Here is a 13,903-nt window from a genome sequence, read left to right on the forward strand (position 1 = left end):
CCGTGCGCCGGATCACAATGTATGCTGTAGGCCATTCGGCCCGATCCCCAACTCACCATGCACGCCATCAAGCTTGTTTTGCTAGTCACGCTTGCCGCCTGTTCGCTGCCCGCAGCCGCCCAGTGGCAATGGGTCGACGCCACAGGCCGCAAGGTCTTCAGCGACCGCGCACCGCCTCCTGACATTCCCGCCAAGAACATCCTGCGCCAGCCTGGCGGCAGCACACCGCCGCCTGCCGCCGCGCCCTCCGCCGCTGCGGCAGCTGCGGATGCAGGCACGGCGCCTGCGGCGGACGCCGCGGCACCGGCAGCACCTGCCGCAGCCGCCAAGGACACCAAGCCCGCAGGCACCGACAAGGCCCTGGAAGAACAAAAGCGCAAGGCCGAAGCCCAGGAGGCCGCCAAGGCCAAGGCGGAAAAGGAACGGATTGCCAAGCAGCGCCAGGACAACTGCGCACGCGCCAAGCAGTCCAAGACCGCGCTGTCTTCGGGCCGCCTGCTGGGCTACACGAATGAGCAGGGCGAGCGCGGCTTCATGGACGACGCCACGCGCGATGCGGAACTCAAGCGCGCCGACGCCATCATCGCCTCCGATTGCGGCGCAATGCGCTGATCGCCGAATCCGGGCCGGCTCAGTAGCCGGCCTTGGCTCCAGGCCTCTGGCGCTGGAACAGCCCCGTGGCCCGAGCGCCCTGGCGTGCGAAACGCTCGCGGCGCGCCACCTTGGGGTCCACGGTCAAGGGCCGGTACAGCTCCACTCGGTCACCGTCGCGCAGGGCTTGCGTCAAAGGCGCGCTGCGGCCCCACAGGCCTGCCGGCCCGGCCTGCGCAAAGCCCAGCGCCTGCCAGCCGCCCGCCGCCGCCACCGCATCGGCAATCGTGGCACCGGCCGGCAATTGCAGAAACAGCTCGACGACTTCGCCGGCGCGCGCACTGCAGGCCAGCGTGATGCGCACAGCGGGCTGGGGCTCAGCCATAGACCTGCTCGGCACGCTTGATGAAGGCATCGACCATGGAGCCTGCAATGCGGTCGAACACCGGGCCGACCACGGCGGCCAGGGCCATGTTGTCGAAACCGTAGTCCAGTTGCAGTTCGACACGGCAGGCGCGCTGCGATCCGTCGCCCACGGGGCGGAACATCCAGTGGCCCTCCAGCCGCGAGAACGGCCCCTTGATCAGGCGGATGCTGACCTGGCGCCCGCCATCGTCGAGCACGCTGTGCGTGTTGCGCGTGACGAAGGACTTGCGCATGCCGCCGAATGCAATGCCCACCTCGGCCGTCATGCCCTGCTCGTCCTGCTCCAGCACCCTGGCCTGATCGCACCAGGGAAGGAAGTCGGCATAGTGGGCCACGTCCGTCACCAGGGCAAACATTTCTTGGGGGCTGTACCAGATCAGGACGGACTTGTTGACTTTTTTCATGAATGGGGCGGGCTGCACGGCATGCAAAACACCGGCAGCGCCGCCATGGCACAGCCGGCTGTCACAATGACGGCAAGGCGAAACTAAAATCCCGCACGGCGGGAAGACGGCAATCCAGTATTGTAGGGAGACCTTTCATCTCCAGGTTTTCGCCGCATCTATTACTCCATGGCCAAGAAACCTGAAACACAGTCGCGCATCGCCGACAACAAAAAAGCCGCATTCAACTACTTCTTCGAGGAACGCTTCGAGGCCGGCATCGTGCTGCACGGCTGGGAAGTGAAGGCACTGCGCAGCGGCAAGGTGCAGTTGACGGACGGCTACGTCATCGTCAAGGACGGCGAGCTGTTCCTGCTCGGCTGCCAGATCAACCCGCTCAAGACCGCCTCCACCCACGTCAACCCCGACGCGGCGCGCATCAAGAAACTGCTGCTCAAGAAGGACGACATCCTGCGCCTGATCGGCAAGGTGGAGCAAAAGGGCTTCACCCTGGTGCCCATCAACCTTCACTGGAAGAACGGCTATGTCAAATGCGACATTGCCCTGGCCAAGGGCAAGGCCGAGCACGACAAGCGCGACGTGATCAAGGACCGCGAAGGCAAGCGCGAGGTCGAGCGCGCCATGAAGAGCTTCAACCGTTGACGGGCATCCGCAGCTTTTTTTGCACTGCTGCGGAATAAACCGGCACGGCCCAGTGTTCATTGCAGTGTCCGGCCGCAATTTCGCGCGCCGGCAAGCACCGGAGACAGCGATGAAGAAGCTCGGCATGAAACTTGGTACCTGTGCCTTCACGGCAGCCCTGACATTGGCCCTGGCAGGCTGCTATTCCGCGCCTGCGGCCAACGCCTCTGGCCAGACGCCGCCCAGTGCGGTCAGCGTGCAAAACGGCATTCTGGTCGGCGCCAACGGCATGACGCTCTATACCTTCGACAAGGACACGGCCGGCAGTGGCAAGTCCGTCTGCAATGGCCCCTGCGCGACCAACTGGCCGCCCCTGATGGGCAAGCAGGCGCCCTCTGGCGGCAACTACAGCGTGATCCAGCGCGACGATGGCAGCAGCCAGATCGCCTACAAGGGCAAGCCCCTGTACTACTGGGTGAAGGACGGCAAGGCCGGCGATACCACGGGCGACGGCGTCATGGGCGTCTGGCATACCGCACGCCCCTGAGTCCGGCCCCCTGCGCGATCGGACCTGCCCATGGACCGCAGCCAGATCCTGGAGCACCTGCCCGGCCTGCGCCGCTACGCGCGGCTGCTGGCAGGCGATGCCTGGGCAGCCGACGACCTGGTGCAGGACACGCTGGAACGCGCCTGCCGCAAATGGCTGCTGTGGCGCTCCGATGGCGATCTGCGCGCCTGGCTGTTCACCCTGATGCACAACCTCTACCTGAACCAGCGGCGCTCTGCCGCACGAGGGCAGTGGCTGGACATCGACAGCCTGTCCGAGTCCCTGGCAGCGCCCGAGGACAGCAGCGACGCTGCCCTGGACCTGGAGCGCTGCCTGCAGCGCCTGCCCGCCGAGCAGCGGGCCGTGCTGCTGCTGGTCAGCGTGGAGGACATGAGCTATGCCGACACGGCGCGCGTGCTGCAGCTGCCCCTGGGCACCGTGATGTCGCGCCTGTCGCGCGCACGCTCCCGGTTGCGCGAGCTGATGGAGGCGCCGCCCGCAGCTTCGCCCGCCCAGACTGCTGCACCCCAAGCCGCAGCCCCGTCGCTGCGCCGGCTCAAATGACGAGGCCGCCATGACTGCCCCCGCCCCCACCTCCCCCTCCTCCTGTGTCTCGGCTGCCACGGCCATCCCCGACGAGCAGCTGCATGCCCTGGTCGATGACCGCCTGCCGGCCCCACAGGCACAGGCGCTGCGCGAGCAGCTGGATGCAGACAGCGCAGCACGCGTGGAGCAATGGCATCGCCAGCGGCAGCTGCTGCGCGCCCTGCACGGCGCCCGCAGCGAACCGCCCATGCCCGATGAAATGCGCGCCGCCGCCGAGCAGCTGCAGGGCCTGCAACAGCGCCAGCAGCAATGGTGGCGCTGGGGCGGCATGGCCGCAGGCTGGCTGCTGGCCTTCGGCCTGGGCTGGCTGGTGCACGGGCAGCAGGCAGCGCCTGCGGCACCCTCAACGGCGGACACGCTGGCCGCTGCCGCACCTGCCCGCTTCGCCCATCAGGCAGCAGTCGCCCACGCGGTCTACCAGCCCGAGCAGCGCCACCCGGTCGAGGTCGAGGCAGCGCAACAGGCCCATTTGCTGCAATGGCTTTCCAAGCGGCTGGGCCGGCCGCTGAAGCTGCCAGCCCTCACGGAACTGGGCTATGAGCTGGTAGGCGGCCGGCTGCTGCCCGGCGACAGCGGCGCACGCGCCCAGTTCATGTACCAGGATGCGGCCGGCGAGCGCATCACCCTGTATCTGGGCGCGCTGGAGGACCCGGCCACGCGTGGCGAGACCGCCTTTCGCTTCAGCAGCGACGGCCCCGTGCCCAGCTTCTACTGGGTGGACCAGGGCTTTGGCTATGCCCTCAGCGGCGCCCTGCCGCGCAACCGGCTGCTGCAGCTGGCCACGGCCGTGCACCAGCAGCTTTGAAGCCTGGGGCCACGGCTACCAGGGCAGCGGCGCCGCCTCGCCGTTGCCATGTTCGCCGTAGTACAGCGAGGGCAGGAAGCGCGACAGGTAGGTGAACTCCGTGTAGCAGTGGCGCAGCAGGCCCAGGCCCAGCGCGTCGGGCAGCTCGGCCGCCGGGTCCGTGCAGGACTGCCCCAGCAGGAAGCGGCTGCGCAGCACGCATCCAAAGGGCGTATCGCGCGCCAGGTGCACCATCTGCCCGTCCATCGGGTCCCCGCTGGCATCCAGCTGCACATGCTCGCCGAAGCCGATGCGTGCATAGACGGCGGCCGATGCGCGTTTTTCGGCAAAGGCCAGCTCCAGCTGCGCAGGGTCGAACAGCTCGCGCGGATCGTGGAACTTGAGCCTGGCCGCCACGGGCGGAATATCGGCCAGGGACTCCACGGCCTCGATGGAGGCGCCTATGTAGCTCTCGCCCTTCTTCCATTGCGCATCCCAGCCGCGATGTGCGATGTGGTCATGCGGATGCCACCACTTGATGTGCTGCGTGGTCTCGAAGAACTTGAACCACCAGTCCAGCATGCGGCCGCTGCAGCCGTGCAGGTCGGTACGGCAGGCCACCACCAGACAGCCGCTGGGCAGGCGCTGGATTCCCGTCTCCAGCCGCAGCGGCGTGATGTGCAGCAGCTCGTCGATGCGGGAAATGTCGGGCTCGAAGGCATGGGAGTTCATGGGTGTTTTCCGTTCCTGGGTTGATGAGGAAAAGCCATCTTATATTAAAGAAACGAACAACGTTTCCAAACAATCGGATAATCCCAGCCGGGTAACAAAATGCTGCACAACCAGGCACGACCCTGCACAACACCGAACGGAACGACAAGAAATCCAATGGAATCCGAAATCACTCCTGCGGCCCCCAGGCCGCGCGGGCGGCCGGCCCGGCCCGAGCACGAGGCCAACGATGCCGCCCTGGCCGCCGCCACCTGGCTCTTGCTCAACGAAGGCTATGCCGCCACCACCATGGAAGCCGTGGCCAGGCGCGCGGGGCTGGCCAAGAAGACGCTCTACCGCTTTGCCGCCAACCGCGAGGATCTGGTGGCCCTGGTGGTGCGCAGCTGGACCGACGGTTTCCGCCCCGCCCTGTCGGCCGATGCGCAGTCGGCCTCAGAGGTGGCTCCGGCGCTGGCCGAGATCCTGCGCGTGATTGCCGCGCGCGTGCTGTCGGCCGAGGCGGTGGGGATGTTCCGCCTGCTCACCACCGATTTCCCCGCCAAGCCCGAGTTGCTGGAGGTCTACCAGCGCAACGGCATAGAGCGCGGCCGCGGCATGCTGGTGGACTGGCTGCGGCGCCAGTGCGCGAAGGGGTTGCTCAGGGCAGAGCAGCCCGATGTCATCTGCGACCTGTTGCTGTCCATGGCCATTGCCGAGCCGTTGCGGCAGATGGCCCTGGGCCTGACGCCGCCCGTGCCCGAATGGGATCCGGGCCCGCGCATTGACGACGCGGTACGGCTGCTGGCAGGCCATTCCTGCCGCATGGAGCCCGCTGATCGCTGAACCGAAAAAAAGGCCATCCGGCGCGGTGCCGGATGGCCTTTTGAACCCTTGGAGGTTTGGGCAACCGCCGCGCGATCAGTCCAGCGCCGCCAGCGGGTGCGAGTGCGCGGGCCAGGGGCTGTCGAAGAAGGCACGCCATTGCGCGTCCTGCACGTCTTCGATGCGCGCGGGGTTCCAGCGCGGTTGGTGGTCCTTGTCCACGGCCAGGGCGCGAATGCCTTCGATGGTCTCGCTCTGGCCGGGGCGCAGGTAAAAGCAGTGGCGCACCATGTCGCGCTCCATGCGCAGGTCCTGGGCCAGTGTCATGCCGCGTGCGCGGCGAATCTGCTCCAGCACCACGTGCAGCATCAGCGGCGAGCGCTTGCGCAGCGTGGCTGCCGTGTGCTGCGCCCACTCGCCATCCGCCGCTTCCAGTGCCTGCACCATGGCAGCCACCGTGGGCAGGGCAAACACGCGGTCGATCTCGGCGCGGGGCTGGGCCGCTGGCTTGGCCGGGGCCGTGAACTTCGACTTCACCAGGGCCTCGACGGCCGCTGCATCGGCAAAGCTGCCGGCGGCCAGGGCATCCCACAGCGCAGGCTGCTGGTCCGAGGGCAGATAGCCATCGGCCAGGCCGAAGTCCAGCGCGTCGGCCGCGCCGATCACGTCGCCCGTCAGCGCCAGCCACTCACCCGCGTGACCGGGGCAGCGCGATAGGAAGTAGCCGCCACCCACATCGGGGAACAGGCCGATGGCCGTCTCGGGCATGGCCATCTTGGTGCGCTCGGTGACGATGCGCAGCGTGCCGCCCTGGCTGATGCCCATGCCGCCGCCCATGACGATGCCGTCCATGAAGGCGATGTAGGGCTTGCCGAAGGTGTGGATCAGGTGGTTGAGCGCGTACTCCTCGGTGAAGAAGTCCTCCAGCTGGGGATTGCCCGTGCTGCCTGCGCCGTGCAGAAAACGGATGTCGCCGCCCGCGCAGAAGGCGCCGAAGGCCCCTTCCTTGCCCATGCCGCGGATGGCCACGGCCAGCACCTGATCGTCCTTTTGCCAGGCCAGCAGGGTGGCCAGCAGATCGCGCACCATGCCCAGCGACAGCGCGTTCAGCGCCTTGGCCCGGTTCAAGGTGATCATGCCAATGCGGCCCCGCACTTCGCTGAGGACTTCGCCGGCAGCTCCCGTCATATCTTGCTCCTTGTTGCTATGCATGCCCTGCCCCGGCAGCCCGGGGCGATGAGCCGCAACCATAGCTGAAAATCCGCGCCCACCCCTGACAAACAGGTGCCAATTTGCGCAAGTGCACGACAGGGCGGGCAGCCGCCGCGCACCGCAGCGCACTCAGTCCAGAGAGACACCCGTGCTCTTGACCACGCCGGCCCAGCGCTTGATCTCGCTGCGGATGTAGGCGCCGTATTCCTCGGGGGTGGAGCCCAGTCCTTCGGCGCCCTGCAGCTGCAGCTTCTCGACCACGCCCGGGTCCTTGAGCGCGCGCATCAGCTCCTGGTTGAGCCGCTGGATGATGGCGGCTGGCGTCTTCGCGGGCACCATCACGCCCTGCCAGGCCCCGGCCTCGAAGCCGGACATGCCGCTTTCGGCCAGCGTGGGTGCATCGGGGAAGTTGGGCAGGCGCTTGGAGGAACTCACGGCCAGCAGCTTGAGCCGCCCCTCCTTGATGAAGGGTGCGACGGAATTGATGGTGTCGGTCATGAAGTCGATCTGCCCGGCCACCAGATCCACGTCGGCCGGCGCGCTGCCCTTGTAGGGCACGTGGCTGGCCTCGATCTGGTAGTGCTGCACGACCTGGAAGGCCGCCAGGTGCGTGACATTGCCGTTGCCGGCCGAACCATAGGACAGCTGGCCCGCCTTGTCCCTGGCATGGCGCACGAACTCCTGCACGTTCTTCACCGGCAGCTTGGGGTTGACCACCAGGCCCAGCGGCACCACGGCCGTCAGCGCCACGGGCATCAGGTCCTTGTTCACGTCGTAGCTCATCTTCTTGTAGAGCGACGGGCTCAGCGCAATCGACGAAGTGTTGTAGAGCACGGTGTAGCCATCGGGCGCGGCCTTGGCCACCAGGGCGTTGCCGATGTTGCCGTTGGCGCCGGGCCGGTTGTCCACGATCACGGTCTGGCCCAGTTGCTGCCCCACCTGCTGGGCCAGCACGCGCGCCACCAGGTCGGTGGGCCCGCCCGGCGGGAAAGGCACGACCAGCGTGATGGGCTTGCTGGGCCAGGGCTGCTGGGCCAGGGCCGCTCCCGGCACTGCCGCTGCGGCTGCCATGCAGGCCGCCACGGCGGCCAGCATCCTGCGCCGCCCTTGTCTGCCTGCGGCCTTGTTGCCTTTCTTGTCCATGCTGTTGTCTCCTGGTGTCGTTATGGGAATTCTTTTGTCCGCCTAGCTGTGCCCTGCCAGCAGGCGCACGGCCGTGTACTCCATGACCTTGTGGTGGCCCTGGTTGAAGACCTCGATGCGCGAGGTGACGACGGCGCGGTTGCCCTTGGAGGTGGGCTTGATGGCGGTGACTTCGACCAGGGCTTCGATGGTGTCGCCCACCAGCACGGGGCCGAGGATCTTCTGGTGCAGCTCCAGCATGGCCAGGCCCGTGCCCTGGATCATGCTTTGCAGGATGAAGCCTTCGATCAGCGTATAGGTCAGCGCGCCCGGTACGGGACGGCCTGCGATGGCGCCGCCGTCATAGCCGTCCTCGATGAAGATGGCCTCCAGCATGCCGGTGACGTTGATGAAGGCGACCAGGTCGGATTCGGTCACGGTGCGGCGGAAGGTGCGCAGCTGCTGGCCAACCTGCAGGTCCTGCCAGAAAAAGCCCTGGCCCATGCGGGGCACGGCGTTCCAGGCGGCGCCAGGGTGGGGCTGCGGGGTGTTCACTGTCATCTCATGTCTCCTGTTACGTGGTCTGCAGGCCGGCGATGCGCTCGGCGCTCCAGCCCGCCTGGGCCAGCAGCGCCGCCGTGTGCTCACCCAGGCGCGGGGGCATGCCCATGGGCGCCTGCCGGCCATCCATGCGCACGGAGGAGCGAGGCAGGTGCACCGTGCCCATGGCGGCGTCGTGCAGCGGCACGAAGAACTCCGTGGCCTGCAGGTGTGGATCGGCAGGCAGATCGTCCATGCGTGCCACCGGGGCGGCAGGAATCTCCAGGCGCTGGCAGGTGTCCAGCCAGTGCTGGGTGCCGTGCAGGGCCACATACTCGCCTGCGGTCTCCAGCAGCTCGGCAATGTGGGCCGTGCGGCTGGCCTGGCTGGCAAAGCGCGCATCCAGGGCCAGCTGCGGCTGGCCCACGGCGGCGAAGAAGCGCTGCCAGTGCGCATCGGTGTACGGCATCATGCAGACGTGGCCGTCCAGCGTTCGGTAGGGCTTGCGCCAGGGCGCCATCACGCGCGGGTAGCCAGCGCCGCTGAGCGCGGGGCTGAAGTGCATGCCGTAGAAATGCTCGACCAGGTTGAAGCCCACCATGGTCTCGTACATGGGCACTTCCACAAAGCAGCCGTGGCCGCTGCGCTCGCGCTGGAACAGCGCCGCCAGCACGGCATGCGCGGCCACCAGGGCGCAGGTCTTGTCGGCCGCAATGGTGGGCAGGTAGCGCGCCTCGCCCGTCTGGCGCTCCATCAGGTCGGCCAGGCCGCTCATGCCCTGGATGACGTCGTCATAGGCGGGCATGCCTGCATAGGGGCCGTCCTCGCCAAAGCCATGCAGGCCTGCATAGACCAGGCGCGGATAGCGCTCGCGCAGCGTTGCGGGGTCCAGGCCCAGCGGGGCCAGCTTCTGCGGGCGCATGCTGTGCATGAACACATCGGCCGTGGCCAGCAGCGCATGCAGGGCCTGGCGCGCCTCGTCCTGCTTGAGATCGAGCACCACGCTCTTCTTGCTGCGGTTGGTGCCCATGAACATGGCTGCCATGCCGGGCTCCACGGCCGGGCCGGTATGGCGCGTGGAGTCGCCGGCCGGCGGCTCGATCTTGATGACTTCGGCGCCATAGTCGGCCAGCACCTGGCTGGCCAGCGGCCCGAACACCACGCTGGACAGATCCAGCACCCGAATCCCTGTCAACGCAGCCTGCACTGTGGTCTCCATGTTGCTTCAGGGAGCCAGTATTTGATATCTTTGAAGTTGCGTCTAAGACTTAATTCAGCATCGCTGATACACGGTGGATATCAATGGACCTGCGCCAACTGCGTCACTTCGTCACCCTGGCCCGCACGCTCAACTACCGGCAGGCGGCCGAGCAGCTGCACATGTCGCAGCCACCGCTGTCCCAATCCATCCGCCGGCTCGAAGACAGCCTGGGCGTGCAGCTGTTCCAGCGCGACCGCCGGGGCACGGCGCTGACCGAGGCAGGCCTGGCGGCCCTGGAAAGTGCCGAGCTGGCACTGCACCATGCGCGCCAGGTGCAGGAGGTCTCGCAGGCCACGGCCAGTGGCGAGCGCGGCCGGCTGCACATAGGCTTCATAGGCTCGGCCACGTTCTCGCTGATTCCACGGCTGGTGCAGGCCTTTCGCAGCGAATATCCGCTGATCGACCTGGTGCTGACCGAATCGACCACGCGCGAGATCTGCGCGCAGGTGGCCAGCGGCGATTTCGATGCCGGCCTGCTGCGCTACCCGGTGACGCAGGCCACCGAGCTGTCCATCACGCCCGTGGAAAAGGACGAACTGGTGGCCGTGCTGCCCGAAGGCAACCCGCTGCTGCAGCGGCCCGCCTTGCGGCTGCGGGATCTGGCCGACCAGCCCTTCATCAACTACCGTCCCAGCGAAGTGCCCGGCCTGCATGCGCTGGTGGTACTGGCCTGCCAGAACGCGGGCTTCATGCCCCAGGTCAAGCAGCATGCGGTGCAGGCCCAGACCCTGGTCAGCCTGGTGGGCGCGGGCCTGGGCGTGGCCCTGGTGCCGGCCGTCGTGGCCAAGGGCAGCACGCCGGGCGTGGTGTTCCGCACGCTGCAAGACGCCGGGACCCTGCCCCCCATCGGCCTGGCCCTGGCGCTCAACCCGCACCAGAGCGCAGCGGCCGGCCAGCGCCTGCGCGAATTGCTGCTGCGGCTGAATGCCTGACTGACGGCCTGGCGGACGGCGTGGCAGAAGCCGCCGCAGAAAAGACAAAGGCCGCGGATGCGGCCTTTGACAATCAGGGCGGCGAAGCCGGCTGGCTTGCGCGCGCCCTCGGCGCCACGGCGCTTATGCGCCTGCGCGCGAAGCGCGCTTGCGCTCGTTCTCGGACAGGTGGCGCTTGCGCACGCGGATGCTCTTGGGGGTGATTTCCACCAGCTCGTCGTCCTCGATGAATTCCACCGCGTATTCCAGCGACAGGTCGATCGGGGGCGTGATCTTGATGGCATCTTCCTTGCCGGACACGCGGAAGTTGGTCAGCTGCTTGGTACGCGTGGCGTTGACCACCAGGTCGTTGTCACGGCTGTGGATGCCGATGATCATGCCTTCGTACACGGGATCGTTGGCCTTGACGAACATGCGGCCACGGTCGTCCAGCTTGCCCAGGGCGTAGGTGAAGATTTCGCCTTCGTCCATGGAGATCAGCACACCGTTCTTGCGGCCGCCGATTTCGCCCTTGTGCGGCTCGTAGCTGTCGAAGATGTTGGAGATCAGGCCGGAACCACGGGTCAGGTTCAGGAATTCGTTGGTGAAGCCGATCAGGCCACGCGCAGGAATGCGGTACTCCAGGCGCACGCGGCCGCGGCCATCGGGCTCCATGTTGACCAGCTCGCCCTTGCGCTCGCCCAGGGCCTGCATCACGCCACCCTGGTGGCCTTCCTCGATGTCGGCCGTCACCAGCTCGATGGGCTCGTGGCGCACGCCGTCCACGTCGCGGTAGACCACGCGGGGCTTGGACACGGCCAGCTCGTAGCCTTCACGGCGCATTTCTTCCAGCAGGATGGTCAGGTGCAGTTCGCCGCGGCCCGACACTTCGAAGATGCCGTCTTCGTCGGTTTCCTTGACGCGCAGGGCCACGTTGGAACGCAGTTCCTTTTGCAGGCGGTCCCAGATCTGGCGGCTGGTCACGAACTTGCCTTCACGACCTGCCAGCGGCGAGGTATTGACGCAGAAGTTCATGGTCAGCGTGGGTTCGTCGATCTTGAGCATCGGCAGCGGCCGGGGGTTCAGCGGGTCGGTCAGCGTGACGCCCATGCCCAGGTCGGCGATGCCGTTGACCAGCACGATGTCGCTGGGGCCGGCTTCGGTCACCTGCACGCGGTCGATGCCCTGGAACTTCAGCACCTGGTTGATGCGGCCCTTGTAGCTCTTGCCGTCAGGACCTTCCATGACCAGCACGTCGGTCGAAGGCTTGAGCGTGCCGGATGTGATGCGGCCCACGCCGATGCGGCCCACGAAGGTGGAGTAGTCCAGCGCCGAGATCTGCATTTGCAGCGGAGCGGCGGGATCGCCCTTGACCGAAGGAACGTGCTTCAGGATGGTGTCGAACAGGGCCGACATGTCGGGGCCCCACTGCTCGCCCGGAGCACCTTCTTCCAGCGAGGTCCAGCCGTTGATGCCCGAGGCGTACACCACGGGGAAGTCCAGCTGCTCGTCGGTGGCACCCAGCTTGTCGAACAGGTCGAACGCGGCGTTGACCACGTAGTCGGGACGCGCACCGGGCTTGTCCACCTTGTTGACCACGAGGATGGGCTTCAGGCCCAGGGCCAGTGCCTTCTTGGTCACGAAGCGCGTCTGGGGCATGGGGCCTTCCTGCGCGTCGATCAGCAGCACCACGCCGTCGACCATGGACAGGGCACGCTCCACTTCACCGCCGAAGTCCGCGTGGCCGGGTGTGTCGAGGATGTTGATGTGCGTGTCGTTCCAGCTCACGGCGCAGTTCTTGGCCAGGATGGTGATGCCACGCTCGCGTTCGATGGCGTTGTTGTCCATCACCGTGTCCACGACTTTTTCGTGCTCGGCGAAGGTTCCGGATTGGCGCAGCAGCTGGTCCACCATGGTGGTTTTGCCGTGGTCCACGTGGGCGATGATCGCGATATTGCGGATTTGTTTGCTCATAGTGTTTTCCCATTGCCGCTGCGTCATGGGCGCGGCGTGTCTTCCAAAATCTGTTGAATTTCCAGTGAACTGAGCAGGCGGGCGGGGATGAGTTCCCCACGCACCACACGCCCCACCCCCAGCAGAGCCTGGGGGTTTTCGCCATACACAGCCACCGCCTCGGCATCGGCCCAAGCGCCCTTGCGGGGCAGGCCCGTGAGAAAACGGGCCGCATCTTGCTCGCCCAGCGTGACAGCCGTGTGGCTGGCCAGCAAGGCATCGACAGGCTGCAACTGCTGCAGACGCTCGTCCTCGCCCATGGCGGCCAGCGCCTCCAGCGAGATACAGCGCTCGACACCCAGCCCGCCAGTGTCGATACGGCGCAGCGCGCGCAGGTGCGCGCCGCAGCCCAGGGCCTCTCCCACGTCCTCCGCCAGCGTGCGGATATAGGTGCCCTTGCTGCAGGTCACCAGCATCCGGATCGCCGGCTGGCCTTGGCTGTCTTGCGTCAGCGAAAGCTCCAGTGCGTGGATTGTCACTTCGCGCGCCGGACGCTCGACTTCGATGCCGGCACGCGCATATTCATAAAGAGCCTTGCCGTCCTTCTTGAGCGCGCTGTACATGGGCGGCACCTGGCGGATGGGGCCCGTGAACTGCGCCTGCACGGCGGCAAGCCGCTCGGCCGTGAGGGCGGCGGGATCGATGGCGCGCTCGCGCAGCACCTCGCCCTCGGCATCGGCCGTGGTCGTGGTCTGGCCCAGGCGCGCAATCGCCTCGTAGGTCTTGGCAGCTTCGAGCTGCAACTGGCTGAACTTGGTCGCCGCACCGAAGCACAGCGGCAGCACGCCGGTGGCCAACGGGTCCAGCGTGCCGGTGTGTCCGGCCTTTTCGGCGCGCAGCAACCACTTGACCTTCTGCAAGGCGTCGTTGCTGGACAGCTCCAGCGGTTTGTCGAGCAGCAACACCCCATGCACAGGGCGCCGCTGCACCCTTGTGCGTGGCGCGTTCATGGGGCTACTCTTCCTTCCCGCGCGAGGAGACGGCCTTGGCGATCAAGGCGTTCATGTCGGCCGCACGCTCGGTGGTGCGGTCGTAGATGAAGTGCAGCGTGGGCACGGTATGGATGTGCAGGCGCTTGAACAGGCCGTTGCGCAGGAAGCCTGCGGCCTGGTTCAGGGCGTCCTGCGTCTCCTGCGGATCGCCGATCAGCAGGCTGAAGTAGACCTTGGCGTGGGCATAGTCCGGAGTCACCTCCACGCTTTGCAGCGTCACCATGCCCACGCGCGGGTCCTTCAACTCGCGTGCGATCAGCTCCGCCAGATCCCGCTGGATCTGGTCGGAGACTTTGAAGCTGCGGTTCGGCGCAGCGGACTTGCGTGTTGCCATGTCGAA

The 13,903-nt window shown here is 66.9% G+C and carries 17 protein-coding genes; 7 read left to right on the plus strand and 10 right to left on the minus strand.

Features of this window, described 5'->3' with window-relative positions:
- Positions 1-57: 57 nt before the first annotated feature.
- Complete coding sequence (locus tag ACF8NF_RS26785; protein WP_034364364.1) at positions 58-612, plus strand: DUF4124 domain-containing protein; 555 nt, start codon at positions 58-60, stop codon at positions 610-612.
- Between the two features lie 19 nt (positions 613-631).
- Here the strand turns inward: ACF8NF_RS26785 and ACF8NF_RS26790 are convergent, their stop codons facing one another.
- A complete protein-coding gene (locus ACF8NF_RS26790; RefSeq protein WP_016448868.1) occupies positions 632-976 on the minus strand; it encodes an RnfH family protein in 345 nt (114 codons plus the stop codon).
- Positions 969-1,421 (minus strand): type II toxin-antitoxin system RatA family toxin, encoded by a 453-nt coding sequence (locus tag ACF8NF_RS26795; protein ID WP_016452375.1) that lies wholly within the window; start codon positions 1,419-1,421, stop codon positions 969-971. Before ACF8NF_RS26795 ends, ACF8NF_RS26790 begins: the two co-directional genes overlap by 8 nt.
- A 168-nt stretch (positions 1,422-1,589) precedes the next feature.
- On the opposite strand from ACF8NF_RS26795, the gene smpB reads away from it, so the two are divergent.
- The 4 genes from smpB to ACF8NF_RS26815 all read left to right on the plus strand — a co-directional run bounded on the left by smpB (position 1,590) and on the right by ACF8NF_RS26815 (position 4,000).
- On the plus strand, positions 1,590-2,063 hold the full coding sequence (gene smpB, locus ACF8NF_RS26800) for an SsrA-binding protein SmpB (protein WP_016448870.1): 474 nt from the start codon (positions 1,590-1,592) through the stop codon (positions 2,061-2,063).
- A 109-nt stretch (positions 2,064-2,172) separates the two neighbouring features.
- Positions 2,173-2,589 carry a hypothetical protein gene (locus ACF8NF_RS26805; protein ID WP_016448871.1) on the plus strand — a complete coding sequence of 139 codons (417 nt, stop codon included), beginning with the start codon at positions 2,173-2,175 and terminating at the stop codon, positions 2,587-2,589.
- 30 nt (positions 2,590-2,619) lie between these two features.
- Positions 2,620-3,153, plus strand: a complete 534-nt coding sequence (locus tag ACF8NF_RS26810) for an RNA polymerase sigma factor (protein WP_016448872.1) — start codon at positions 2,620-2,622, stop codon at positions 3,151-3,153.
- 10 nt (positions 3,154-3,163) lie between these two features.
- Positions 3,164-4,000: an anti-sigma factor family protein gene (locus tag ACF8NF_RS26815; protein ID WP_392451598.1), complete on the plus strand. Its 837-nt coding sequence runs from the start codon at positions 3,164-3,166 to the stop codon at positions 3,998-4,000.
- 15 nt (positions 4,001-4,015) lie between these two features.
- Here ACF8NF_RS26815 and ACF8NF_RS26820 read toward each other — a convergent pair whose 3' ends face one another.
- Positions 4,016-4,711, minus strand: coding sequence for a DAPG hydrolase family protein (locus tag ACF8NF_RS26820; RefSeq protein ID WP_016448874.1), 696 nt, complete (start codon positions 4,709-4,711; stop codon positions 4,016-4,018).
- 156 nt (positions 4,712-4,867) lie between these two features.
- On the opposite strand from ACF8NF_RS26820, the gene ACF8NF_RS26825 reads away from it, so the two are divergent.
- On the plus strand, positions 4,868-5,533 hold the full coding sequence (locus ACF8NF_RS26825) for a TetR/AcrR family transcriptional regulator (RefSeq protein WP_046240364.1): 666 nt from the start codon (positions 4,868-4,870) through the stop codon (positions 5,531-5,533).
- Positions 5,534-5,608: 75 nt separating this feature from the next.
- On the opposite strand, the gene ACF8NF_RS26830 is transcribed toward ACF8NF_RS26825, so the two are convergent.
- The 4 genes from ACF8NF_RS26830 to ACF8NF_RS26845 all read right to left on the minus strand — a co-directional run bounded on the left by ACF8NF_RS26830 (position 5,609) and on the right by ACF8NF_RS26845 (position 9,605).
- Positions 5,609-6,700: an enoyl-CoA hydratase/isomerase family protein gene (locus tag ACF8NF_RS26830; protein ID WP_203399580.1), complete on the minus strand. Its 1,092-nt coding sequence runs from the start codon at positions 6,698-6,700 to the stop codon at positions 5,609-5,611.
- A gap of 153 nt (positions 6,701-6,853) precedes the next feature.
- Positions 6,854-7,867, minus strand: coding sequence for a tripartite tricarboxylate transporter substrate binding protein (locus ACF8NF_RS26835; protein ID WP_203399581.1), 1,014 nt, complete (start codon positions 7,865-7,867; stop codon positions 6,854-6,856).
- A gap of 42 nt (positions 7,868-7,909) precedes the next feature.
- Positions 7,910-8,407, minus strand: a complete 498-nt coding sequence (locus ACF8NF_RS26840; RefSeq protein WP_047217235.1) for a MaoC family dehydratase — start codon at positions 8,405-8,407, stop codon at positions 7,910-7,912.
- A 13-nt stretch (positions 8,408-8,420) separates the two neighbouring features.
- Positions 8,421-9,605, minus strand: a complete 1,185-nt coding sequence (locus ACF8NF_RS26845; protein ID WP_203399582.1) for a CaiB/BaiF CoA-transferase family protein — start codon at positions 9,603-9,605, stop codon at positions 8,421-8,423.
- A gap of 83 nt (positions 9,606-9,688) precedes the next feature.
- Between ACF8NF_RS26845 and ACF8NF_RS26850 the strand changes: the two genes are divergently transcribed.
- The gene (locus ACF8NF_RS26850) at positions 9,689-10,579 is read left to right on the plus strand and encodes a LysR family transcriptional regulator (protein ID WP_203399583.1); all 891 of its coding nucleotides are present in this window, start codon (positions 9,689-9,691) and stop codon (positions 10,577-10,579) included.
- A gap of 123 nt (positions 10,580-10,702) precedes the next feature.
- Here the strand turns inward: ACF8NF_RS26850 and typA are convergent, their stop codons facing one another.
- The 3 genes from typA to rbfA are packed head-to-tail and all read right to left on the minus strand — an operon-like array spanning position 10,703 to position 13,897.
- Positions 10,703-12,532 (minus strand): translational GTPase TypA, encoded by a 1,830-nt coding sequence (gene typA, locus ACF8NF_RS26855; protein WP_026062109.1) that lies wholly within the window; start codon positions 12,530-12,532, stop codon positions 10,703-10,705.
- Positions 12,533-12,555: 23 nt separating this feature from the next.
- Complete coding sequence (gene truB / locus ACF8NF_RS26860; protein ID WP_016448882.1) at positions 12,556-13,521, minus strand: tRNA pseudouridine(55) synthase TruB; 966 nt, start codon at positions 13,519-13,521, stop codon at positions 12,556-12,558.
- Positions 13,522-13,525: 4 nt separating this feature from the next.
- Positions 13,526-13,897, minus strand: coding sequence for a 30S ribosome-binding factor RbfA (gene rbfA / locus ACF8NF_RS26865; protein ID WP_016448883.1), 372 nt, complete (start codon positions 13,895-13,897; stop codon positions 13,526-13,528).
- Positions 13,898-13,903: the final 6 nt, after the last annotated feature.

This window comes from Delftia sp. WSY_22 (assembly GCF_043104185.1).
Classification (GTDB): Bacteria; Pseudomonadota; Gammaproteobacteria; order Burkholderiales; family Burkholderiaceae_C; genus Comamonas; species Comamonas tsuruhatensis.

What these genes read in the sequence shown, in the direction of transcription:
- ACF8NF_RS26850 (WP_203399583.1), top strand. Translation starts at nt 9,689, where the DNA reads ATGGACCTGCGCCAACTGCGTCACTTCGTCACCCTGGCCCGCACGCTC.
- ACF8NF_RS26815 (WP_392451598.1), top strand. Translation starts at nt 3,164, where the DNA reads ATGACTGCCCCCGCCCCCACCTCCCCCTCCTCCTGTGTCTCGGCTGCC.
- ACF8NF_RS26830 (WP_203399580.1), bottom strand. Translation starts at nt 6,700, where the DNA reads ATGACGGGAGCTGCCGGCGAAGTCCTCAGCGAAGTGCGGGGCCGCATT.
- truB (WP_016448882.1), bottom strand. Translation starts at nt 13,521, where the DNA reads ATGAACGCGCCACGCACAAGGGTGCAGCGGCGCCCTGTGCATGGGGTG.
- ACF8NF_RS26805 (WP_016448871.1), top strand. Translation starts at nt 2,173, where the DNA reads ATGAAGAAGCTCGGCATGAAACTTGGTACCTGTGCCTTCACGGCAGCC.
- ACF8NF_RS26825 (WP_046240364.1), top strand. Translation starts at nt 4,868, where the DNA reads ATGGAATCCGAAATCACTCCTGCGGCCCCCAGGCCGCGCGGGCGGCCG.
- ACF8NF_RS26845 (WP_203399582.1), bottom strand. Translation starts at nt 9,605, where the DNA reads ATGGAGACCACAGTGCAGGCTGCGTTGACAGGGATTCGGGTGCTGGAT.
- typA (WP_026062109.1), bottom strand. Translation starts at nt 12,532, where the DNA reads ATGAGCAAACAAATCCGCAATATCGCGATCATCGCCCACGTGGACCAC.
- ACF8NF_RS26785 (WP_034364364.1), top strand. Translation starts at nt 58, where the DNA reads ATGCACGCCATCAAGCTTGTTTTGCTAGTCACGCTTGCCGCCTGTTCG.
- ACF8NF_RS26810 (WP_016448872.1), top strand. Translation starts at nt 2,620, where the DNA reads ATGGACCGCAGCCAGATCCTGGAGCACCTGCCCGGCCTGCGCCGCTAC.
- ACF8NF_RS26790 (WP_016448868.1), bottom strand. Translation starts at nt 976, where the DNA reads ATGGCTGAGCCCCAGCCCGCTGTGCGCATCACGCTGGCCTGCAGTGCG.
- ACF8NF_RS26795 (WP_016452375.1), bottom strand. Translation starts at nt 1,421, where the DNA reads ATGAAAAAAGTCAACAAGTCCGTCCTGATCTGGTACAGCCCCCAAGAA.
- ACF8NF_RS26840 (WP_047217235.1), bottom strand. Translation starts at nt 8,407, where the DNA reads ATGACAGTGAACACCCCGCAGCCCCACCCTGGCGCCGCCTGGAACGCC.
- smpB (WP_016448870.1), top strand. Translation starts at nt 1,590, where the DNA reads ATGGCCAAGAAACCTGAAACACAGTCGCGCATCGCCGACAACAAAAAA.
- ACF8NF_RS26835 (WP_203399581.1), bottom strand. Translation starts at nt 7,867, where the DNA reads ATGGACAAGAAAGGCAACAAGGCCGCAGGCAGACAAGGGCGGCGCAGG.
- rbfA (WP_016448883.1), bottom strand. Translation starts at nt 13,897, where the DNA reads ATGGCAACACGCAAGTCCGCTGCGCCGAACCGCAGCTTCAAAGTCTCC.
- ACF8NF_RS26820 (WP_016448874.1), bottom strand. Translation starts at nt 4,711, where the DNA reads ATGAACTCCCATGCCTTCGAGCCCGACATTTCCCGCATCGACGAGCTG.